Raw genomic sequence first — 24,855 nt, 5'->3', positions numbered from 1 at the left:
ATAAAAACGAGAACGTTTTATTTTTTGGGTTATTGTTACTTACTTTAGTTTCGATTATTGCAACTTTTGAAAGAGAAAACACAGAAGAAATAATAATAAGCCCATTTAATTCTGAAAAATATTTGTTTTTTCAGCTGAAAAACACTTTAATTAATTCTTCTTTTGTTTTGTTTCCTGCAATGTTTCTTTTTTTAATTTTAAATTTGGAAATGTTAGTTTATTTTCTTCCTGTTTTTGTAATTTCGATTACTGCAACCCTTCTGAAATATATTTATTTTAATAACATTATGCTACAACAGTTGGTTTTTGCAATATTTGTGGTTTTGTTAATTTCGTTATTTGGTTTGCCTATGTTACTAATTCCATATTTTTATAAAAAGGCAATTTCAAGCCTAAACTCAATTAAGTATGTTAGCAATTAATATAAAAGAAAAGAAATTTACTCAAGAAATACTTCTTAAAAACATAACTATTAATATTGACAAACCTGGTATTTTCGGTTTAGTTGGTAAAAACGGACAAGGAAAAACTACTTTGTTTAAATGTGTATTAGGTTTAGAAAAATTCACAGGAACATGTACATTTAATTCAGAAAACATTAAAAAGCAAAATGTGGCATGGTGTCCTACTGAACCTTCGGTTTATGGTGAATTAACTTCCGATGAATTTTATGATTTTTACAGGAAATTGTTAGATGTTAAAAAGAATAAAACCAATGCTAATAATTTATTGTTTGAAATTCCAAAAGATAAATTAATACGAGAGTTTTCAACAGGAATGAAAAAGAAAGTATATTTAAATGCAGTCTTTCAAAAAGCTTATCCAGTTTATTTTTTAGACGAACCATTTAATGGATTAGACTTAGAGTCTAATTTTATATTAATTCAGTTTTTAAAAAAACAAGCCCAAAATAGTGTAATTATAATTTCGTCGCATATCATGGAAATATTATATGCAAATTGTTTAGAAATTTTTGTACTAAATAATAAAACAGTTGTAAAATTTGAAAAACAAAATTTTAATTTAATTGAAGAGACTCTTTTTGTGTAAATAAATTTAAAAGTCACCAATTCTCTCAAAATCTACTACTCAGAATAACCTAAAAAAGCTAAATATTAGTTATTTCGCTTTTTTATTGAAAAAAATTTAAAAAACATATTGCATAATTGCATCTAAAAAAACTATCTTTGCACTCTGAAAAAAGTATGTTTTTTTCAAATATAAATAGCTATTAAATAAATACATAAGCAATGTCTAAAGTTACAGGAAAAGTTGCACAAATTATTGGACCAGTTGTAGATGTAGTGTTTGACACTACTAACGGTGAACTTCCAAAAATTTATGATTCATTAGAAATTACTAAAAAAGACGGTACTAAGTTAGTATTAGAAGTACAATCTCACATTGGGGAAAATACAGTACGTACTATCTCAATGGACTCTTCTGATGGTTTATCAAGAGGTACTGAAGTGGTTGGAACAGGAAATCCAATCAAAATGCCAATTGGACCAGATGTTTATGGTCGTTTATTCAACGTTATTGGTGATGCTATCGATGGTTTAGGGGAATTACCTAAAGATGGAGATAACGGAATGTCTATTCACCGTGCTGCACCAAGATTTGAAGATTTAGCTACTTCTTCTGAAGTTTTATTCACAGGTATTAAAGTAATCGACTTAATTGAGCCTTATGCAAAAGGAGGTAAAATTGGTTTATTCGGTGGTGCTGGAGTTGGTAAAACAGTATTGATTCAAGAATTAATTAATAATATCGCAAAAGGTCACGGTGGACTTTCAGTATTCGCAGGAGTAGGAGAAAGAACACGTGAAGGAAATGACTTACTTCGTGAGATGTTAGAGTCAGGTATTATTAAATATGGTGATGATTTCATGCACTCTATGGAAAATGGAGGATGGGATTTATCTAAAGTAGATATGCCAGGAATGAGAGAGTCTAAAGCTACTTTCGTTTTCGGACAAATGAATGAGCCTCCTGGTGCTCGTGCTCGTGTAGCATTATCAGGATTATCTATTGCGGAATATTTCCGTGATGGAGCTGGAACTGGACAAGGAAAAGACGTGCTTTTCTTCGTAGATAACATTTTCCGTTTTACTCAAGCGGGTTCTGAAGTATCTGCACTTTTAGGACGTATGCCTTCTGCAGTAGGTTACCAACCAACTTTGGCAACAGAGATGGGGGTAATGCAAGAGCGTATTACTTCAACAAAAACAGGATCTATTACATCTGTACAAGCGGTTTACGTACCTGCGGATGATTTAACTGACCCTGCTCCAGCAACAACATTTGCTCACTTAGATGCTACAACAGTATTGTCTCGTAAAATTGCTGAGTTAGGTATTTATCCAGCGGTAGATCCATTAGATTCTACTTCTCGTATCTTAACTCCAGATGTTTTAGGTGATGAGCACTACGATTGTGCACAAAGAGTAAAAGAAATTTTACAACGTTACAAACAATTACAAGATATTATCGCGATTTTAGGTATGGAAGAATTATCTGAAGAAGATAAATTAGTCGTATCTCGTGCTCGTAAAGTACAACGTTTCTTATCTCAACCTTTCCACGTAGCAGAACAGTTTACAGGAATTCCAGGGGTTTTAGTAGATATTAAAGATACTATCAAAGGATTTAATATGATTATGGATGGTGAATTAGACCGTATCCCAGAATCAGCTTTCAACCTTAAAGGAAGTATTCAAGAAGCTATTGAAGCTGGAGAAAAAATGTTAGCGGAAGCATAATAAAAAGCTGGATGCCAGAAGCGAGAAGCCAGAAGTTAAACCTTCATCTTCCATCTTCAAACTTCCATCTTCAAACTTAAGAAAATATGATTTTAGAAATAGTATCACCAGAAGCAACCTTATTTTCAGGAGAAGTTACATCAGTATCTGTTCCAGGAATCAATGGCGAGTTTCAAATGTTAAATAATCACGCTGCTATTGTTTCCATTTTACAAAAAGGGAACATTAAAATTAGTGCAACAAGTTTTAATATTGATAAAGCCAATTTAGCAAAATTTACAAAAGTAAATGAGCAAACATATTGGTTAGCAATTAACTCTGGTACTATAGAAATGAATAACAATAAAGTAATTGTTTTAGCAGACTAATTCAGTTTTTTATTAAAATATCAATCCCGATAAGTGTTTTCTTATCGGGATTTTTTTATTTTTACCTAATGAAAATTCCAAACGTACTTCAGCAAAAATTAAACCTTCGTATCGAAACTAATGCTTTACGAAAATTGCCTATTCCCACAAATGGTATCGATTTTTCATCAAACGATTATTTAGGTTTTGCGAAAAATGAAAATGTATTTGATGCGACTCACCAATATTTAGTAGAAAACAACATAAAAATAAACGGTGCAACGGGTTCACGATTAATCTCTGGAAATCATAATCTATATTCAGTTACAGAAAATTATATTGCTAAATTTCATCAATCGGAAGCTGCTTTAATTTTTAATTCAGGTTACGATGCGAATGTGGGTTTTTTCAGCGCTGTTCCGCAACGAAATGATATTATACTTTTTGACGAATTATGTCACGCTTCCATTCGCGATGGCATTCAAATGAGTCATGCTAAATCTTATAAATTTCAACATAATGATTATGAAGATTTAGAAGCTTTATTAAGTAAATTTCAGACTTCTAACTCTGAGCTTGTTGAAGGGCAACTCCCAACTCCCAACTCCCAGCTTCCCACTATTTATATTGTTACAGAATCCGTTTTCTCCATGGATGGCGATGCACCAAACATGGAAACTTTAGTGCAACTTTCAGAGAAATTCAACGCGCTTTTAGTGGTAGATGAAGCGCACGCTTTAGGTGTTTTTGGAGAAAAAGGGGAAGGTTTAATGCAATCACAAAATCTTCAAGATAAAGTTTTTGCCAGAATTATGACTTTCGGTAAAGGCTTAGGTTGTCACGGCGCTGCCATTTTAGGAAGTGCTAGTTTAAAAGAATATTTAGTCAATTTCGCCAGAAGTTTTATTTATACAACCGGACTTTCACCGCATTCGGTTGCTACAATTTTAGTAGCGTATCAAAATGTGAATCAGTCAACGGAACTTCAAAAATTAAAAGAAAATATCAATTTTTTCAATCAACAAAAGCAATTATTAGGCATCAAACCTTTATTTGTATATAGTAAATCAGCGATTCATTCGGCCATTATTCCAGGTAATGAAAAAGTAAAACATATTGCTGCTCAATTACAAGAAAAAGGTTTTGAAGTGAAAGCCATTCTTTCACCAACTGTTCCAGAAGGACAAGAAAGATTGCGTTTTTGTTTACATAGTTACAATTCTACAGAAGAAATATCAGCCGTAATCAACTGTCTTTACTCACTTCTTTAAAAAAAAATATATTTTTTTTGTAACGTTTTTGTTTTTCTTTTACTTACGAGTTGTAATCAAATTAAACTTTTAAATTATGGAAACAAAAACAGTAAATTCACAAAAAGTAAAAAACGGAGCTAGTTATGTAATGTTATTTTTATCAGCTTTCGGAATTGGGTATTCAGTTGTAAAATATTTTATGCAATTGGAAACAGAAGTAAAATGGTCTTCAATTTTGCCACTATTTATAGTATCGGTAATTGTGTTTTCTAAAAACATAATTTCATTAACAAAAAAGTAAGCAATAACTTATATAGAGTTTCAATCATCAAATTTAAAATCAATCAAAAATGAAAAAAATAGTAAAATCAGCTTTACTAGCTGTAGTATTGTTAATTGCAAATTTTGGAAATGCTCAAACTACAAAAAAATCGGAAGTAAATAAAATTGAAAATTCTTTGCTTTGGGAAATTACTGGTAATGGGTTAGAAAAACCATCTTATTTGTTTGGTACAGTCCATATGATTTGCGAAAACGATTATGTTTTAAAAGAAAAAGTAACTATAGCATTTAATAAATCGGAAGAATTAGCTTTAGAATTAGATTTCGATGATCCTAAAGAATTGCAAAACATGCAAAAATTAGCAGTGTCTTCTGTTCCTTTATCTCAAGCATTGTCAAAAGAAGAATATGTAAAATTAGAAAATTTGTTAAAAAATAAGTATGCATTAGATATTAAGCAATTTGAAAACTTTAATTTAATTGGTATTATGAGTACAATAATGTTTAAACAATTAAATTGCCCACCTAAAATGTATGAAATTGAATTTTTGAAGATGACTAAAGGGAAAAAAACGGTTATTCACGGGTTAGAAACCGTTGAAGATCAAATTAGAACTTTTTCAGGTTCCTTTACTAATGAAGAATTTATAAATCAATTTAGCGAGTATGATTCTAGTTATTTTGAGCAATTGTATGGTTTTTATAAAAATGAAGAATTGTCTAATATTCTTGAAATGACCACTAATGATAAATTTATGGATGCTGAAGCTCAAAATTTAATGTTAGATAGTAGAAATAAAAATTGGATTAAAAAAATGCCAGAAATGATGCAGCAACATAGTGTTTTCTTTGCAGTAGGTGCAGCACATTTACCAGGTAATAATGGTGTGATAAATTTATTAAAACAAGCTGGTTATACAGTAAAACCTATAGAAAAATAAGCGTTTTGAAAGTTAAAGAACAAGAATTTTTATCTCGAATTGAAAAGCATAAAGGAATACTTTACAAAGTTTCCAAAATGTACATGGACAATATAGATGATCAAGAAGATTTGTTTCAAGAAATTGTTTGCCAATTATGGAAGGCTTACGATTCATTTAAAGGTGAAAGTCAATTTTCAACCTGGATGTATCGGGTGGCTATTAATACAGCTATTGTTTTTTTAAAAAAAGAAAAACGTAAGGTAGACAATTATGAATTGCCTTCTACGAATATTCGTGAAGAAGAAAACGATTCAGAAGTAAAAGAAAAACAAATTGAACATTTCTATAAAGCTGTTCAAAAATTGGAAAAAATTGACAAAGCCATAATTTTCTATCAATTAGAAGGGTTTTCACATAAAGAAATTGGCGAGAACTTGGGTATTTCTGAAGGGAATGCACGAGTAAAATTAAATAGAGCAAAAGAAAAATTAAAAGAATTAATTAAAAATCAAGGATATGGATTTTAATGATATGCAAAATGCATGGAATAATGATACGAATGAAAATATCAAACTTCCTGAAAATTTAGAAAAAATTCAATCGGCAAATACGCCATTGGATAAAATTAGAAAAAATTTAAGGAATGAATTTTTCTATCAAATAATTTCTATTGTGTTAATTGGTTTTTTACCAGTTATGAATGATTTCCCCTCAACAATGGTAAAGCCTTTTTATTTGTTGTTTAGCATGTTTGTAGCTGTAAGTATTTATTATTTAGTAAAATTATATTTATTTTATAAACGATTAAACAACGTGTCGCTAAACACAAAAGATAGTTTATATGAAACATATTTTGACATCCGATTGAATATGGAATTGTATAAAACGTTTGGTTTTGCCTTAACTCCCTTTATGGTTTTATTTATTGTTGGTGCGGGATATTATCAATGGTCGAAATCAGGAGAAATTGTGTTAAGTAATTTACATAATTCGCACTTTATAGGGTTGTTTGTTGTTGTTGCAATTTTTATATTATTTATGGGCTTAGCTTTGGAATGGTGGGTTCAATACTTCTATGGAAAATACGCAAAGGAAATTAGAAAAGTAATCGACGAATTAAAAGAAGATTAAATAAATTAGCCTGTCAATATGATGGGCTTTTTTTATGTTAAGCTGACAAGTATTTTATAAATTTGTTCATGGAAAATTCTAAATTTATAAAAATTGCCAATTATCAATATGCATCTGAAGCGTATTTATACAAAGCTAAACTACAATCTGAAGGAATTAAAGTTTTTTTGCAAAATGAAAACACAATTAACACCGATCCTTTATTAAGTAATGCTCTTGGTGGCGTAAAGTTATTTGTAAAATCTGAAGATGTCATGAAAGCCAAACAAATTTTAGATGCTATTCCGGAATATTCTGTTAATGATAAAGGTGAATTGTTATCTTGTCCGAATTGTGGCTCTACTACCATTACAATGGTAACTAGTATTAAAGATGTGAAATCTTTTTTTGCTTTTGTTTATGGACTTCTCACCCTATCAATGCCATTATTTTCGAAGCAAAAATATAAATGCGAAAGCTGTAATTTTGAATTTTAAATTTATTATCCAAATTTTCACAAAACATTAAGACACTTTCTTTGCGAACCTTGCAAATTCTTTGCGAACTTTGCGGTTAAATAAAACTTATGAAACTATTTATTACAGGAATTGGAACTGATGTAGGCAAAACTATCGCCTCATCAATTATTGTAGAAGCTTTAGAAGCGGATTATTGGAAACCGATTCAAGCTGGCGATTTAGATAATTCCGACACAAATAAAGTGGAGAAGTATGTCTCAAATTCCACTACTAAATTCCATAAAAACGCTTATGCGTTGCAAACGCCTGCAAGTCCGAATTTAGCTGCTGAAATTGATGGAATTACAATAGAATTAAAGAAAATTATCGAACCAACAACTAAAAATCATTTAGTAGTTGAAGGCGCTGGTGGAATTTATGTTCCTTTAAATAATTCAGATTGCGTCATCGATTTAATTCAACCTGATTATAAAGTCATTGTGGTTTCTCGTCATTATTTGGGAAGTATCAATCATACGTTAATGACTATCGAAATATTAAAATCAAGAAATTTAGATGTAGCAGGAATTATTTTTTCTGGAGATGAAAATAAAGCTACAGAAATTATTATTCTCGAAAAAACAAATGTTCCAATGATTGGAAGAATTGACAACGAACCGTATTTTGACCAAAATGTAATTAAATATTACGCCGATTTGTTTAGAGAAAACCTATTGAAAATAGAATAATTATGAAAAGAATATTTTATCTAATCCTACTTGTTTTTTTATTGATAAACTGTAAATCAAAAGAAGTTAACTATATAGAATATTATTCTAAAATAAATGAAGCGGATAGTGTTTTTAGGTATGAAAAAGACACACTTAAAGCCATTAAAATATATAAAAATGTTTTTAAAGAATTTGAACCTAGAAATCAATACGGGAAAAGAGAATTAGAACATTATATAGACTTTTGTGATAAATTCAAAATGAATTTTGGTGGCAAAAAAACATTAAGAAAATTAATAAATTTAGAGGCTCCAAATAGAGAATATTTCTATGGTTATGGTATTTTAAAAAAATATGGTATTGATAGTCTTGAAGTTGTGAGGAGATTTGATAAGTGGGAAAAAAGTTTAGATAAAGTTTTAGTTGATTCTTTTAAGGTTGCATTCGAAAGAGATCAATATTACAGAAAAAATTTTGATGAAAAATTATTGCTTTTAAATGATAGAAAGAATGAAGATTTAATATTAAAATTGATAAAGAGTAATAATTTTCCAACCATTGATAAAATTGGTTACGCAGGTGGATCTGATTACCCAATAAAAATTATTACGCTTCACATTGGTAGTAGTACAAAAAGGTTTGAATATTTTAAAGAAGAATTATATAAATGTGTTAAGAAAGGTTATATAAGACCAATTGTATATGCAGAATTTGTAGACAGAGAAAGTGTGTTTGGTGTTCGTCGTGACACAACAAATTCTATTTATGCAGCTTATAGATCACCTCATGCAATTAAAGACTCCGCTCAAGTAAATAGAAATAGAAGAAAAATTGGTTTGCCAAGTTTATATCATAATAGGGATATGATTAAAGAGTTTGAAAGGTATCTCGATGTCATGTATGAAAAGAAAATGAAATTAAAATCCAAGAACAATCAAATTAATAAATAATTAAAAAAGTTGATTCTAATTTGTTTAAAATTTTAAATACGGGTTTGCGTTAGTGGGTGAAGTGGCATCCTTTTTTTTCTAAGGAATAAGAAAGGCAAAAAAAAAGATATAACGGAACTCACGACCTAAAAGGGAACGCCAAAATAAAAATGTTTGTTTACCTTTGCACTCACGACTAATTACAAACTCTAGTCACTAACAAAATGACACTTTCAGAAAAAGATAGTTTATACAACTGGCATCCCTATACACAACATAAAATTAATTCACATTTTCCAGCTATAGTAAAAGGTAAAGATGAATTTTTATGGGATGAAAACGGGAAACAATATATTGATGCGATTGCCTCATGGTGGGTGAATCCATTCGGACATAGTAACACATTTATTGCTGATGCGATTTACAAACAACTGACCACTTTAGAACACGTTTTATTTGGTGGTTTTACACATAATGTTGTGGTAGAATTAGCGGAGAAATTAGTCGAAATTTTACCTTCCAATCAAAGAAAGTTTTTCTATTCTGATAATGGTTCGACAGCGGTCGAAGTGGCGATAAAAGCTTCCTTTCAATTTCATTATAATAAAGGTGTAGTGAAAAATACCATTATTGCTTTTGAAGATGCTTTTCACGGCGATACTTTCGGAGCGATGGCAGTAAGTGGAATTGGTTTATTTACAGAAGCTTTTCAAGATGCATTAATAAATGTAATCCGAATTCCGGTTCCAACAAAAGGGAATGAAGCCATTTCAAAAGCAGCTTTACAAAAAGCAATTTCAGAGAATGAAGTCGCGGCTTTTATTTTTGAACCTTTGGTTTTAGGAGCAGCTGGAATGGTTATGTATGAAGCTTCGGAATTAGATGTTTTGATTTCAATTTGTAAAGAAAACAATGTGTTTACCATCGCAGATGAAGTAATGACAGGTTTCGGAAAAACGGGTAAAATGTTCGCTTGTAATTATTTGAAAAACCAACCGGATATGATGTGTTTGAGTAAAGCACTAACTGGTGGAACTATTCCAATGGCTATTACAACTTTTACTCAAGAAATTTTTGATGGTTTTGTAAGCGATAATGTCAATCACGCCTTATTTCACGGACATACTTTTACGGCGAATCCAACAGGTTGTGCAGCGGCATTGGCAAGTATTTCATTATTGAAAAAACCAGAAATATTTGAAAGTATTCATAAAATAAATGCTTCGCATCTTCAATTTGAAAAACATATTGCACAACATCATAAAGTAAAAACAACTCGAGTTTTAGGTGTCATTTTCGCTTTAGAAGTTCAAGTTTCCGAAAAACAAGACTATTACAGTAATTTACGCAATCAATTTTATAATTTTTTCATAGAGAAAGGTGTAATTTTGCGCCCAGTGGGAAATATCATTTATATTTTACCTTCTTACATTATTTCCGAAGAAAGTTTGCAACAAATTTACGCCACCATCGAACAAGCATTAAACGAGATTCCATGTTAAAACAACCGGTTTTTATTAATTCAATTGCTTCCATTTCTGCTTTAGGAACTACTTCTGCTGAGATTTGGAACAATTATTTGCATGAAAATTCTTTGTTTCAAAAAATGGCTGCCAATCAGAAACACTATTGGGTGTCTAAATTTTCCGAAAAAGAATGTCAACTTCTGGAAGAAATAATAACTTCTGATTCTAAATATAAACATTTAGATAAATCGGTGGTTATGGCTATTTTGGTGGCTAGAAAGTGTTTCGAAAACAGTCATTTTTCAGATAAAAATGTCGGTATTAATTTTGGCTCGTCTCGTGGTGCTACGACTTTATTTGAAAAACATCATTCTGATTTTATAAATGAAGGAACCGTTTCTACGTTTACTTCTCCAGCCACAACTTTAGGAAATATTTCTAGTTGGGTTTCACATGATTTACAAACGGATGGTCCAGAAATTTCACATTCTATAACGTGTTCCACAGGTTTACATGCTTTATTGAATGGAGTTGCTTGGTTGCTATCAGGAATGTCTAATCAGTTTTTAGTTGGAGCAAGTGAAGCGCCTTTAACACCTTTTACATTAAGCCAATTATCTGCTTTAAAAGTGTATTCTAATGAAGAGAATTCTTTTGCTAATAGAAGTTTAGATTTTTCTAAAAATGCCAATACTATGGTTTTAGGTGAAGCAGCGGCTTGTTTGTCTTTATCACTTTCTCCAGATAATGCGATTGCTAAAATTACAGGGATTGGGTATGCAACAGAAGTTTTATCAAGCAGCACTTCTATTTCATCTGATGCAAAATGTTTTCAAAAATCTATGAAAATGGCTATTGGTTCTAATAATTTAGAGGATATTGATGCAGTTGTGATGCACGCACCTGGAACAATTCAAGGTGATAGTACAGAATTTGAAGCCATTAAAGTTATTTTTGGTAATAACTTACCTATGTTAACTTCAAACAAATGGAAAGTTGGGCACACTTTTGCCACTTCTGGTTTGTTAAGTCTTGAATTAGCTATTTTAATGTTGCAAAATCAACATTTTGTAGCCTCACCTTTTTACGAAAATTCAAATTCTAAAAATCTAAAAAAAATACTTGTTAATGCCGTTGGTTTTGGCGGTAATGCGGTTAGTGTTTTAGTAGAATTGTAGTTTTTTTTCCTTTTTTTTTCTTGTTTTTGAAATGATTCTGTGTTGTGAATCTATTTCTTACAATAATTTTGTTTTTTAAGTTTATCAAATTATTAAGTGTTTTACATCGATTTTCTAAAGCAAAATATCGATAGTTTCGGCCTATTATTTTTTTATTATATAAAATCTTAACAAAAAATACATCTATTGTTAAAAACATAAAAAAAACATCTAAATTTTAGATATTTAATATGAAATACTTTTTTTGTTAGAATATAATTCATACTTTTAACAAAATAATTAGATATATTTTAATAAATTTTAACAAAAAACAACTGTTTATTAACAATAAAATAATACAAAATGCATTGACTTTAGTTTAACCTCAAATCTTCCCCGGATATGATTAAAAAAAATACTCCTTTTAAAAGATTTCTATTAACTACAATAGTTTTCTTTTTACTTACTTCAGTAAGTTTTTCTCAAAATGCAAATTTAGTGATATCTGGAAATGGTGCTATTATTGCAAATGGTGATATTACGCCAAGTTTATTAGATTTTACTGATTTTGGAAATGTAAATATTGGTGCTACCCAAGATAATACATTCGTATTACGAAATAATGGTGTTGGCGGAACTAATGCTTCTCGTAGAATAACGTTTTCAAATCCTTCTGTGGTAATCTCTGGTGTCAATGCAGCACAATTTTCAATAGTGTCAGGACCAAATCCTGGAAATACTTTAAATGGAGGTGGAACTGTTTTTTCTCCTGATTTGGTAATTCGTTTTACTCCTGCAGCTCCAGTCGGATTTAAAAATGCAACTATTACTGTTAGATATACAAATAATGGCGGGGTTCTTACTTATGTATATGCAATAAGAGGAAATGCAGTTTCTTCCCCAGAAATGGATGTTCAAGGAAATGCAAACTCTATTGTTGATGGGGATGTTACGCCATCAATCATAGATTTTACAGATTACGGTACTACTTCTGTCGGAATAGGAGTTACTAGAACTTATTTTGTATTTAATACTGGTAATGTAAATTTAAATTTAGGTCTTATAACATTTTCAGGAGCTAATCCTGGTGATTTTTCAGTTACAACTGCTCCTTCAGCAATTGTTGCTCCAGGAGGAAATACTTCTTTTGTAGTAACATTTACACCACCGTCAATTGGAACAAAAACTGCTACAATTTCAATTGTAAATAATGATTCAAATGAAAACCCATACAACTATAATTTACAAGGAGTTTGTATTCAAACTTTTTTTGATAGTGATGGTGATGGAATTTTTGATAATGTAGATATCGATGATGATAATGATGGAATTCGAGATACAATTGAAGAAACAAACTGTAATAACGCCAACGGTCCTAAAGTAAACTATAAATTTTTAAATGAAAGTTTTGGCGCAGGAACAAGAACTACAATTAATACAACTTATAACGCTATTACTACTTATTGCTATGAAAACGGAATAGGTGCGCCAAATACAGCCGCTTGTCCAACTTTAAGTTCTATCGATTTAAACGATGGTGAATATGCGGTAGCTTCAAGTTGTCAAATCGCATCTTGGGCACCAACATATTGGCACATGGGTAGAGATCACACGGGTGATGCAAACGGAAGAATGGCTATTTTCAATGCTTCCTATACTCCAGGAATTTTTTACACCGCTTCAATCACAGGTGCTTTACCTAATATTCCAATCACTTATAGTTTCTGGGTGTTAAATATTGACAGAACCGATGCTCCAGGAATCGCAACCAGACTTCGTCCAAACGTAAGAGTAGAATTTAGAGATATAAACAACAACCTTTTAACTTCAATTAGCACGGGTAATATTGCGCCAACAACTGCAGGTAATTTAGCTGGAGATTGGGTTCAGTTTACAGCAAGTTTAAACTTAAACGTGGATGCTTTTAATGTAACTTTTATCAATAACGAAACGGGTGGTTTAGGAAACGACTTAGCTTTAGATGATATTTTAATTACGCAAGCTTTATGCGATCTTGACTTAGATGGTGTGGCGGATGTTTTCGATTTAGATTCTGATAACGACGGAATTGAAGATATTATTGAAGTAGGTTTAGGGAATTTAAGCAATGCAAAAGGAAGAATGGATGTAGCTTGGATGGATGCTAATGCTAATGGTTTACATGATAGCGCTGAAGGAATTTTATCTGCGCCTGATTTTGATGGTGATGGTGCTGCAAATTATATGGATTTAGATTCTGATAATGATACCCTTTTTGATGTAGATGAATCTGGTGCTGGAAATACAAATGCAGTTCCAGGATATGTAAATGGTGATGGAGATATTACAGGAGATGGAAGAGGCGATGGTGCAGACACAGAAAATTTTAGAAGCAAAGACACAAATGGGGACGGAATTGTTGAAGGCTTCGGAGATGGAATTTTAGATTTATACGATTATGGTTTAAATATATATGGTAATTTAGATCAAGGAACTCTGATTGCTCCATTTTTAAATTATGTTTTAGATTCTGATGGTGACGGTTCTCCGAATTATTTAGATGTAACAAGCAACGGAAGTTTTGATATTGCCAATACACTTTATGCTTCTTTAGATGCTAACAGCAACGGGATTATTGATGGTAACACAGATATTGATAAAGATGGAATTCTTGATGCTTTTGATACCAATACAGCATATTTCGGTTCGCCAAGAGATTTAAACAGAAAACTATTATTAGAATTTGATGGTAGAAACGATTACGCTCAAAGTACTGCAATATTAGGTGGTTTGCCTTCTGCAACTTTAATGTCGTGGATAAATTTAGCAAACGGATATAATGCAGATGGAGTCATAGTTGGACAAAATAATTTCCAATTAAAAATATCTAACATCAGAAGATTACAAGCTACTGTAAATGGAACTACAGTTACATTCAATACGGCTTTAAATACCAATCAATGGTATTATGTGGCAGCCATTTATTCTGGTGGAAGTGTAAGATTATATTTAAACGGATTACAAGTCGCTTCTCAAGCATTAGCGGGAAACATTGCAGCAGATGTTTCTTTACTAACTTTAGGAAAAAATCCAATCGCAAATAATTCTTATTTTAATGGGAAAATTGATGAGGTTCGTGTGTTTAACATCGGATTAACCGTTGCTCAATTACAAAGAATGGTGTATCAAGAAGTTAGAAATAACGCAACTCAGGTTAGAGGTGAAATAGTACCAAAAGATGTAGGAACTTTGCCTTTTGTTAATTTAGTAAGATACTATAGAATGGACGTGTATAAAGATGACATTATCGACGATTTATCAACTCCAGCAATTGACTTGGTAGGAACAAAAATTTTCAACCATAAAGTGATTAATGTACAACAAGCGCCAATGCCATTCTTAACGGAAAGAACTGGAGATTTTGCAACTGCTGTAAATAGTCCAACAAAAGAAATTAGAGGATTAGATATTATGGATTACGATTGGTCAATTGTAAATGTAAGTCATAATATTACTGAAACTTCCAACTCTACAGATTTAGGATTGATTTTAAATCCAGGTGCTACTATTAATATGATAAATGATAATAAATTACAAAACGATTGGTATTTATTACTAGATGGAGTAATTGATTTAGTAGGTCGTTCTCAATTGGTACAAACTACTCAAAGTGATTTAGAACCAACAAGTGATGGTTGGATTGAAAGAGACCAACAAGGATCTTCAAATGTTTTCAATTACAACTATTGGTCTTCTCCAGTTGGACCAATTAACGGTAGTACAAATAACAATAATTATACAGTTGAAACTGTTTTAAGAGATGGTACAAATCCTGCAAGTCCAACGTCAATTAACTGGATTGGTGGATATAATGGTGCGCCAACAAGTCCAATTAGCCTTGCTGGATACTGGATTTATAAATTTCAAAATGTTTCTGGTGTTTATGCCAATTGGTCTCAAGTTTTACAAACGGGAGCTTTAAGTCCATCGCAAGGATTTACGTTGAAAGGAAGTGGAGCAGCAACTCCAAAACAAAATTATACTTTCGTTGGAAAACCTTTTAACGGCGTAATCACCAATCCAATTTCTGCGAATAACTTAAATTTAAGTGGAAATCCTTATGCTTCAGCTATTGATGCGGATAAATTTATTGATGATAATATTTCTTCTGTTGCTGGAGATTCTAGCACAACAGGAACCATTTATTACTGGGAACATTCACCATTAAATAATACACATGTTTTACAAGGTTACCAAGGTGGTTATGCGGCGTACACAAAAGTTGGAGGAACACCACCAATTGCACCTCCCGGAATTAATGGGTTAGGAGGAAATACTAAAATTGCGCAACGTTTCATTCCTGTAGGACAAGGTTTCTTCGTTTTCGGAAGTGCAACTGGTGGAAATATTAATTTTAATAATACTCAAAGACTATTTGTAAAAGAAAATGATCCTAATTCTTTTGAAATGTTTAAATCAAACCATACAACAGCTGCAAATCCGAATGCGATTAAAAATGCTAATGATTCTTATAGCGTAGCTGAATATGCTAAAATTCGTTTAGGATTTAATTCTGCAAATAATTACCACAGACAAATATTATTAGGATTTATGAACGAAAGAGCTTCTGATAATATTGATCGTGGTTTTGATGGCGTACTTTTAGATGATCAACCAAATGACATGTATTTTAGAACACACAACACCAACTTAATTATTCAAGGTGTTGGTTATTTTAATGAAAGTAAAAGACATTCCTTAAGTGTAAAAGTAAATCAAACAGGTCTTGTAAAAATTGTACTGGATGGAATTGAAAATTTTGATGCGAACAGAAGAATATACATTTTTGATACTCAAACGGGTTTATATCATAATATTAAATCTCAACCTTTTAGTGTTAAGTTAAATGCTGGAGTTTATAATGATAGATTTTATTTAACTTTTACGAAAGAAAACACATCATCAGTAGCTTCAAATCAAATCAAAACAAATTCTGATGTTGATGTGAATGATAATGGATTGATAGATGCAAAATATGTAAACACCAATGAAGTATTACAAATTACCAATGAAGATAGAAACGCAACGGTTAACCAAGTGTATTTATATAATGTAGTTGGACAATTAGTAAATACTTGGGATGTTAGAAACGAAAATCAAACTAACATTCAAATTCCAATGCACGCAAACAGTACAGGAGTTTACATTGTAAAAATAGAAACCACTAACGGAAGTTTTAGTAAAAAAATAAGTATAAAATAAGTATAAAATAAGTAAGATGATTTATAACTCATATAATTAATCCCAACTTGGCAACAGGTTGGGATTTTTAGTACAATTAAGTTGCTGTTTTTACTTATTTACCACTTAAAGTAAACTTAACAGGTATTTATTTTATAAGCACTTGGAAATGTGTGGTTTTTCTTATTTCTTTGTAGGGAATTTAACTTTTCCTCCAAATGAAAAAAACATTACTTTTCCTTTTATTTTCAATATTTACAACCGCTCAAAGTTTAGATACAACTTTTGGTTATAATGGTGTTTCAACAGAATATCAAAATACTGTAAATTCTTCCCAAGTAATTTATGATGAAGTTATTCAAAATGACATTTTATATCGAGTAGGTTATGTAAGACGTAATAATGTTATTAAAGGTATAATTGCAGGATATAATACTTCTGGAATTTTCATGAATAAAGAAGTCGGTTCTGTTGCTTTACAGACTGTATGTTTTCAAGCAGACGATAAAGTAGTAACTGCTGGTCAAAACAAAATATATCGAATTTTACCAAATAATAATTTTGATACTTCGTTTAATACTTCTGGAAACCAAACAATTAATTTTGGGACTTTTCCAATGAATATTAAATGTATTTCTACACAAGCTGACGGTAAAATAGTAGTTTCTGGATATGTTTCTAACGGTACAAATAACGATTTTGCTATTGCAAGGTTAAATGTTGATGGGTCTTTTGATACCACTTTTGATAGTGATGGTATGCAAACTATTGCTCTAGGAACAAGTAATGAACAAGCTTTTTCTCATAAAATGCAAACTGACGGTAAAATTGTAGTAGTTGGAGAATCATTTATTGCTAATTATGATTTTGCCATTGTAAGATTAAATACAAACGGTTCTTTGGATACTACATTTAACGGAACAGGAAAAAAAACAATAGATTATGCTACAAGTTCCATAGATAGAGCAAGATCATTTGAAATATTGTCAGATGGTAAAATAGTAATATTTGGGCAAGTTGCAGGTACATTTGGTTGTATGAAATTAGATGCTGATGGAATAAGCTTAGATACAAGTTTTGGAAGTTCTGGAAAAAAAACATTTACTGATTTACTTTCAATGTCAACAGGAATAACACCAACTTCAGTTCATTTAATACCAAAGATTAAAGTTCTGCCTGATGGTAAAATGATACTTAACGGTACTTCAAATAGTGATGTTAAATTTATGAAGCTTCAAACAAATGGCCAGTCAGATACAACTTATGGAACAAATGGAGTTGTTGTAGTTACTAATGATATTGATACGGCAAGTTCTTTTCGTTTTAACAGTTCAGGTGGTATAATTTTTACAGGCACCACTACATCAGCTACTTCAAATGGCAATTTTAAAATATTTGATGGATTTATATCCAATAATGGATTAACAGTAAATAGTAGTACTAATTTTCTTTACAATGAAAATTATTTTAAAGACTTTCAAGTGTTATCTGATGGGAGTTATCTTAAATTAATATATATACATTATTTGAATTTAGTTAGATTAATCAAATATTTACCTGATGGAAGCATTGATGTTACTTTTGGGGTTAGTGGAATTGTAAATATGTCGTCATCTGATAATATCTTAACGGAATCATATATTAATGTTTTTTCTGATAAAATATATGTTTCTACAAACACTGAAATTTATAAATTTAATAGTAATGGAACACCAGATGTAACTTTTGATAGTGATGGTAAAATAACTATCAATGATTTAATAGTTGCTAACAATTCTAATTATGCTCTTCAATATATAAATGATTTTAAAATTGATGAATTAGGTAATTTATTTTTAGCCGTTGATTTAATAATAAACAGCCCGTTTTCAATATCATATGGGATTTTAAAAATTTCAAACAATGGAATTTTAATAAATAGTTTTGCTAATAATGGACTATATACTACTAGATTTGAAAGCGATTTAAATATAATGGAGTTTCCTAGAAGAATACTTTTCCAAAATGACGGAAAAATTGTTGTTGTCGGTTTTTCTCAATTAATTAATGGTTCTAATAATAAATATATTTCTCTAAGGCTTAATTTAAATGGTGTTTTAGACTCAAGTTATGGAACAAGTGGGAAAAATTCTATGCAATTTTCTACTGGTCCATTAGATAATGTTGTAAACAATGTATTTATTTTAAACGACAATTCAGTTTATTCTTTTGTAAATATAAATGGAGTTTATAAAAATGTAAAATTCTTAACGAATGGTAATGTAAATTTATCTCATGGTACAAATGGTGTTTCAAACGATGTTATTGGAACAACAAACTACGCAATGGCAGTTCAACCAGATGGTAAAATTTTAAAGGCTGGTAAGAAAAATGAACAATTTTCTATAAGTCGTTATAATGTAAATGGAAGTATTGATACTACTTTTGGAATAAACGGTGAGGTAAATGTAGTGAGTTTAGGTATTGATACAGATTGGGATTTTGTAGAATCAAGTTTTTCTAAAATACTACTTCAACCTGATGGTAAAATAATTTTAGGTGGTAATTCTTTTGATGGGTCTTCTCAACTTTCTACTTTAGTTCGTTTAACTAATACTACTTTAGGTACTTTAGATTTTTCTTCAACTAATAATGCACTTTCAATTTATCCAAATCCGATTGAAACTTCAGCCACTTTTGAGTTTACTTTACTTAATCCTGAAAATATTACAATAGAATTATACAATGTTCAAGGTAAATTGGTACAAACTATTGCAACAAACAAAGAAATGGCTTCGGGGAATCATAATTTACCAATTGAATTAAACCAAAACTTAACTTCAGGAAATTATTTTCTGAAATTAACAACAGCAAATGGTAGTCAATCTATTCAAATTATAAAAAAGTAGGTTTGTAAAAGTCAATCTGAAAGAAGTTCTATAGTCTTTCAGTTATCATATGCTTAAAATCTAAATCCCAACTTGGCAACAGGTTGGGATTTTTTTGGTTTTATATAGTTTGTGTTAGACCCTTTCAAGGTGACAAGTTTTCGGTGAGATTATTATCAAAATAAACCGCAAATTCGCAGATTTCAAATTTGATTTAATTAGCGAATCTGCGGTAAAAATATTACACACATCGTTTGCCACCCTGAAAGGGTCTCACGCAATCCACATCACCAATTCAACTCAAATAAATCCTTCAAATCCTTTTAATCTGCGTGCCTATTAACTCCAACTTACCCACAATCTTGTCATGCTGAACTTGCCGAAGCAATTCATAATCCAATCGTAATTCGTAAATCCCAAATTGTTAATCCTTCAAATCCTTTTAATCTGCGTGCCTATTAACTCCAACTTACCCACAATCTTGTCATGCTGAGCTTGTCGAAGCATCTCATAATCCAATCGTAATTCGTAAATCCCAAATTGTAAATCTTTCAAATCCTTCAAATCGGCGTGCCTATCAACACAATCTTTAAAATAAAAATCCCAACTTCTAATTTCTAAAAGTTGGGATTTTCTATATAAATTATTTTGGTCTTAAATCAAATTCATAATCGCATCTGGGAAGATACCAATAAGTACTAATAAAACCGTTGCTACAATTCCAACAATATAATATTCAGAATGGTTCGCATATACTTTGCCGTAATTTGGTTCTTTTGTGTACATCGCCACTACAATTTTGAAGTAGTAAAATACCGCAATCATCGAGTTGATAATCGCAACAATTGCTAAACCAATAAATCCACTTGAAATAATTTGATTCAATAAGAAAAACTTAGCAAAGAAACCTGCTAAAATTGGAATACCCGCCATAGACAATAAAGCAATTGTCATTACGAAAGCCATTAATGGATGTTTTTTACCTAAACCATTGAAGTTATCAATAAAGTCGTTGTCTTCGTTTTTAACTACGAATAAAATTACTGAAAACGCTGCTAAACCTGCAATCGCATAAGAAGTTGCGTAAAAAAGTAAATTATTTTCTGCAGAGTTGATATTTAATAAAGTCATTAACATAAACCCAGTATGAGAAATACCAGAATACGCAATCACACGTTTTACTTTTTTCTGACGCAATGCCATTACGTTACCAAATAACATCGTTGCAATAACAACAACCACAATTACTTGTGTATAACTGTATAACATTTGACTGTTTAAAATCGTAATCAATTTAAAGAAAGAAGCCATAGCTGCCACTTTTGCAAGTGTACTCATGATAGCTGTTACTTGAGTTGGCGCACCTTCGTAAACATCTGGAGCCCAAAAGTGCATTGGAGTTGCTGCTACTTTAAACAACATTCCAATAGTAATTAAAATTACACCAATGTAAAACCAAAATTCTGTACTTGCAGAAATAGACGCTTCGTATAAAGTTCCTACATCAAAAGTTCCTGTAGCACCATATAACATCGTAATTCCGAATAATAAAATTCCTGATGCAAATGAACCCATTAGGAAATATTTCATTCCGGCTTCGTTACTTTTAATGTTTAATCTGTCGCTTCCCGCTAATACGTATAATCCAATAGATAAAACTTCGATACCTAAAAAGAACATCGCCATATTACTGAAACTTACCATAGCCACAGCTCCAGAAAGCATAAATACTTTTATAGAAATGAAGTCAGATAATTTTGAACTTTTAGCGTAACTCGGTGCACTCATTAAAATTAAAAGTGCCGTTAATAATATAAATAAACTTGAAAATGCAACTGAGAATTTATTCACCTCAATCATAGATTCGTAGCCTGTAATTTCAGGTAATTGACCAGTAATGTTTAAACCAAATAATGCCATCAAAGACACAATTGACACAGGAATAATAATCTTTTTTAGATTCATTATTTCTGCTAATAAACAAAATATTCCGATTCCTATTATAGCAATTAATGTAGTCATTTTATGATGATTATTATTTAATTTGTGTTAAAATTGATTGTAAACTTGGCGTAATTAAATCGATAATTGGTTGTGGAAATAATCCGAAGAAAATAGTTAAACCTACTACAATTACTAAAACAATACTCTCTTGTTTTGATATTTTATGAAACGTTTTTGTTTCAGAACCTAACATTACTTTTTGAAACATTCTTAACATATAAAACGCTCCTAAAATAATTGTTGTTCCTGCAATTACTGCATACCAAATGTTCACTTTGAATAAACTATATAGTAAATTGAATTCACCAATAAAGTTGAAAGTTGTTGGTAAAGCTACTGAAGCCAACATGATAATCATAAATAAAGAAGCAAAATACGTATCTTGAATTCTGATGCCACCCATTTGTTTGATTTCATATGTGTTGTATCTGCTGTAAATTAATTCTACCACATAGAATAATCCAACAATTACAATACCGTGAGAAAGCATTTGTAAAACCGCACCTTGAAATCCTTCAATAGTTAAAGAATATAAACCTGCAGCAATTAATCCAACGTGTGATAAAGAAGAATACGCTAAGAATTTCTTAATGTCTTTTTGTTTTAAAGTTACAATCGCACCGTAAATAATTCCAGCAATTGATAACGCCAAAATAATTGGCATATATTCTTTAGCAGCACTATCAGACAATGGTAATTGCCATCTTAATACACTGTATAATCCCATTTTCAACATAATTCCAGATAATAACATCGTACCAACTGCTGGTGCTTTGCTATACGTATTCGCTTGCCAAGTATGAAAAGGAATTAATGGGATTTTAATCGCATACGCTAAAAAGAACGCGAAGAAAATATATGTTTTTTCAACATGAGTTAATTGTAATGCATATAATTTATTGATGTCAAAACTTCCACCTTTTGTGTACAAGTAAATGAATGCTAAAAGCATAAACAATGAACCTGCAAATGTGTAAATGAAGAATTTTAAAATGGCTTTTTTACGTTCTTCTAAATCTCCGTTACCCCAATTTAAGGCGATGAAATAAATCGGAATTAAAGCAATTTCCCAAAAGATATAATATAAAAATCCGTCTGATGCTAAGAAGGTTCCTGCCATAGCAAATCCCATGAATAACATTAAGGCATATATTGATTTTGAATTTTCAAATTTTGTGATAAATCCAGATAAGATAATTAGTGGTAACAAACCTGTTGTTAATAATAACATCACTAAAGATAAACCATCAACATGTAAGGCGAAGTTTATGTTTAGTTGAGAAATCCAAGGTAAATTCACATCTAAATTTTCGCCAGCTTGATAAGCATTTAAAGCCAATACTGTTGCTCCGAAAGCAGCAATACTTGAAACTAAAGCTATTTTAGAAGCGAACTTGTTTCCAGATAAATAGGTGACTAAAGCGCCAACTAATAATACAATTAAAACGATACTAATATCCATTATTTTAAATCTCGAATTATAAATACATAAACTAAAAACCCAACCATTCCGAATATGAATGCGAATAAATACACACCAATATTACCATTTTGAATTTTCTTTCCTTTTATAGATAATGCATAAGTAGCACCACCTAAACCAATAACTGCTTTTGAAATGAATTTCTCCACATATTTTTTAGCAAAACTTGAAATCATATAGATAGGTTTCACAATTGTTGCCATATAAATTTCATCTAAATAATATTTGTTCGATAAAACTTTGTGTAAACCTTTTATTTCTGAATCTGCTACTGGAATTTCTTTTTTCTTTAAATATTTAGAATATGCGATACCGATTCCAACTAAAGCTCCAACTGTAGCGATAGCCATTAACATATAAGCTTGACCATCTAAATGATGTGCTTCATGCTTTTTGAATAAAGGAGCTAAATAATGATTTAACCAACTGTTTCCTGGTAAGCTAATAGCTCCACCAATTGCAGCTAATGTTGCTAGAATTACTAAAGGAATAGTGATTAAAGCTGGACTTTCATGTAAATGATGTTTTTGTTCTTCCGTTCCTCTAAAGTCGTTGAAGAAAGTTAAATACATCAATCGGAACATATAAAATGCTGTCATAATAGAAGCAATCGAACCGATAATCCATAATGGAATATTTCCGTGGAAAGCTGTCATTAAAATTTCGTCTTTAGACCAGAATCCTGAGAAAGGAAAAATTCCTGAAATTGCTAACGTTGAAATCATCATTGTCCAGAAAGTAATTGGCATTACTTTTCTTAAACCACCCATATTTCTCATGTCTTGTTCTCCGTGTAATGCATGAATTACAGAACCTGAACCTAAGAACAAACAAGCTTTAAAGAAAGCGTGCGTAATTACGTGGAATACAGCAACTTCATAAGCTCCTAAACCTAAGGCTAAAAACATTAATCCTAATTGCGAAACTGTAGAATAAGCTAATACTTTTTTAATATCGTTTTGAACCAAACCAATTGATGCTGCAACAATTGCTGTGATAGCACCAACAATAGCAATTACATTTTGAACATCTGGAGTTAAGTCGAATAAGAAATTCATTCTAGTAATCATAAAGATACCAGCTGTTACCATTGTTGCTGCGTGAATTAAGGCAGAAACAGGTGTTGGTCCAGCCATCGCGTCTGGTAACCAAGTCGCCAAAGGTAATTGAGCCGATTTACCACAAGCTCCAATGAATAAACATAAAGCTGCGATGGATAATAGGCTAGGAGTGATTACATCTTTTCCTAATAAAGCTTTTATTTCTAAGAATTCTAAAGTACCGAATAAATGTCCTAAGATGAAAATTCCAATTAAGAAACCTAAATCTCCAATACGGTTCATGATGAAGGCTTTTTTAGCCGCATCATTATAATCTTGGTTTTTATACCAAAATCCGATTAGTAAGTAAGAACATAATCCAACGCCTTCCCAACCAATGAACATAATTAAAAGGTTACTTCCAGCCACTAAAGTGATCATGAAGAATACGAACAAATTTAAATAAGAGAAAAATTTGTGCATATTTTCATCTTCATGCATATAGCTGATAGAGTAGATGTGAATTAAAGATCCAATTCCTGTTACAAACAACAACCATAAAACAGATAATTGATCGAATAAGAAAGAAAAATTAATTTTGATATTTCCAATTGAAAACCAATCTGCTAAATGAAAAGTAATTGCTTTTCCGTCAGCGTTAATGCTGAAAAATAATGTTAGAGTTGCAACAAATGAAAGTGCAACGGCTAAAGTTCCAATCACACCCGAAACGGTTTTTCCTAACTTTTTTCCTAAGAAAAGCGTAGTTAAAAAACCAACAAGTGGTGCAAATAATAAGAGTAATATAGTAGTATTCATTTCA

At 31.0% G+C, this 24,855-nt stretch carries 18 protein-coding genes; 15 read left to right on the top strand and 3 right to left on the bottom strand.

The genetic code is table 11. The features are described from left to right. Positions 1–408: 408 nt before the first annotated feature. The 15 genes from G6N05_RS12680 (at position 409) to G6N05_RS12610 (ending at position 19,526) form a co-directional block, all read left to right on the top strand. Positions 409–1,050 (top strand): ATP-binding cassette domain-containing protein, encoded by a 642-nt coding sequence (locus G6N05_RS12680; RefSeq protein WP_166130011.1) that lies wholly within the window; start codon positions 409–411, stop codon positions 1,048–1,050. A 200-nt stretch (positions 1,051–1,250) separates the two neighbouring features. After that, positions 1,251–2,762 (top strand): F0F1 ATP synthase subunit beta, encoded by a 1,512-nt coding sequence (atpD, locus tag G6N05_RS12675; RefSeq protein ID WP_166130007.1) that lies wholly within the window; start codon positions 1,251–1,253, stop codon positions 2,760–2,762. Between the two features lie 86 nt (positions 2,763–2,848). Next, positions 2,849–3,130 (top strand): F0F1 ATP synthase subunit epsilon, encoded by a 282-nt coding sequence (locus G6N05_RS12670; RefSeq protein WP_166130003.1) that lies wholly within the window; start codon positions 2,849–2,851, stop codon positions 3,128–3,130. Between the two features lie 68 nt (positions 3,131–3,198). After that, positions 3,199–4,380, top strand: a complete 1,182-nt coding sequence (locus G6N05_RS12665; protein WP_166129999.1) for an aminotransferase class I/II-fold pyridoxal phosphate-dependent enzyme — start codon at positions 3,199–3,201, stop codon at positions 4,378–4,380. A gap of 76 nt (positions 4,381–4,456) precedes the next feature. Next, positions 4,457–4,663 carry a hypothetical protein gene (locus G6N05_RS12660; RefSeq protein ID WP_166129994.1) on the top strand — a complete coding sequence of 69 codons (207 nt, stop codon included), beginning with the start codon at positions 4,457–4,459 and terminating at the stop codon, positions 4,661–4,663. Between the two features lie 49 nt (positions 4,664–4,712). Beyond that, the gene (locus G6N05_RS12655) at positions 4,713–5,585 is read left to right on the top strand and encodes a TraB/GumN family protein (RefSeq protein WP_166129991.1); all 873 of its coding nucleotides are present in this window, start codon (positions 4,713–4,715) and stop codon (positions 5,583–5,585) included. A 5-nt stretch (positions 5,586–5,590) separates the two neighbouring features. Further along, a complete protein-coding gene (locus tag G6N05_RS12650; protein ID WP_166129989.1) occupies positions 5,591–6,094 on the top strand; it encodes an RNA polymerase sigma factor in 504 nt (167 codons plus the stop codon). Continuing rightward, a complete protein-coding gene (locus G6N05_RS12645; RefSeq protein WP_166129986.1) occupies positions 6,084–6,698 on the top strand; it encodes a hypothetical protein in 615 nt (204 codons plus the stop codon). The genes G6N05_RS12650 and G6N05_RS12645 overlap by 11 nt, the downstream gene beginning before the upstream one ends. A gap of 68 nt (positions 6,699–6,766) precedes the next feature. Beyond that, positions 6,767–7,174, top strand: coding sequence for a putative signal transducing protein (locus G6N05_RS12640; RefSeq protein WP_166129983.1), 408 nt, complete (start codon positions 6,767–6,769; stop codon positions 7,172–7,174). A gap of 89 nt (positions 7,175–7,263) precedes the next feature. After that, positions 7,264–7,884 (top strand): dethiobiotin synthase, encoded by a 621-nt coding sequence (gene bioD, locus G6N05_RS12635; RefSeq protein ID WP_166129980.1) that lies wholly within the window; start codon positions 7,264–7,266, stop codon positions 7,882–7,884. Positions 7,885–7,886: 2 nt separating this feature from the next. After that, positions 7,887–8,816 carry a hypothetical protein gene (locus tag G6N05_RS12630; RefSeq protein ID WP_166129976.1) on the top strand — a complete coding sequence of 310 codons (930 nt, stop codon included), beginning with the start codon at positions 7,887–7,889 and terminating at the stop codon, positions 8,814–8,816. Between the two features lie 203 nt (positions 8,817–9,019). Then, complete coding sequence (gene bioA, locus G6N05_RS12625; RefSeq protein ID WP_166129973.1) at positions 9,020–10,297, top strand: adenosylmethionine--8-amino-7-oxononanoate transaminase; 1,278 nt, start codon at positions 9,020–9,022, stop codon at positions 10,295–10,297. Continuing rightward, entirely contained in the window at positions 10,291–11,439 is a 1,149-nt protein-coding gene (locus G6N05_RS12620) for a beta-ketoacyl synthase N-terminal-like domain-containing protein (protein ID WP_166129970.1), read from the top strand. The genes bioA and G6N05_RS12620 overlap by 7 nt, the downstream gene beginning before the upstream one ends. A 381-nt stretch (positions 11,440–11,820) precedes the next feature. Further along, positions 11,821–16,659: a choice-of-anchor D domain-containing protein gene (locus G6N05_RS12615; protein WP_166129967.1), complete on the top strand. Its 4,839-nt coding sequence runs from the start codon at positions 11,821–11,823 to the stop codon at positions 16,657–16,659. 197 nt (positions 16,660–16,856) lie between these two features. Then, positions 16,857–19,526, top strand: coding sequence for a T9SS type A sorting domain-containing protein (locus tag G6N05_RS12610; protein ID WP_166129964.1), 2,670 nt, complete (start codon positions 16,857–16,859; stop codon positions 19,524–19,526). Between the two features lie 633 nt (positions 19,527–20,159). On the opposite strand, the gene G6N05_RS12605 is transcribed toward G6N05_RS12610, so the two are convergent. From G6N05_RS12605 to nuoL, 3 genes are read right to left on the bottom strand one after another with little or no spacing between them, the layout of a single operon-like run. Further along, positions 20,160–21,527: an NADH-quinone oxidoreductase subunit N gene (locus G6N05_RS12605; RefSeq protein WP_166129961.1), complete on the bottom strand. Its 1,368-nt coding sequence runs from the start codon at positions 21,525–21,527 to the stop codon at positions 20,160–20,162. 13 nt (positions 21,528–21,540) lie between these two features. Then, on the bottom strand, positions 21,541–22,971 hold the full coding sequence (locus tag G6N05_RS12600) for a complex I subunit 4 family protein (RefSeq protein ID WP_166129958.1): 1,431 nt from the start codon (positions 22,969–22,971) through the stop codon (positions 21,541–21,543). After that, positions 22,971–24,851: an NADH-quinone oxidoreductase subunit L gene (gene nuoL, locus G6N05_RS12595; RefSeq protein ID WP_166129955.1), complete on the bottom strand. Its 1,881-nt coding sequence runs from the start codon at positions 24,849–24,851 to the stop codon at positions 22,971–22,973. Before nuoL ends, G6N05_RS12600 begins: the two co-directional genes overlap by 1 nt. Positions 24,852–24,855 lie beyond the last annotated feature (4 nt).

Source organism: Flavobacterium bernardetii, assembly GCF_011305415.1.
In the GTDB taxonomy this organism is placed as follows: domain Bacteria; phylum Bacteroidota; class Bacteroidia; order Flavobacteriales; family Flavobacteriaceae; genus Flavobacterium; species Flavobacterium bernardetii.
The sequence above is the reverse complement of the archived record's forward strand: the minus strand, read 5'-3'. Positions and strand labels throughout refer to the sequence as shown.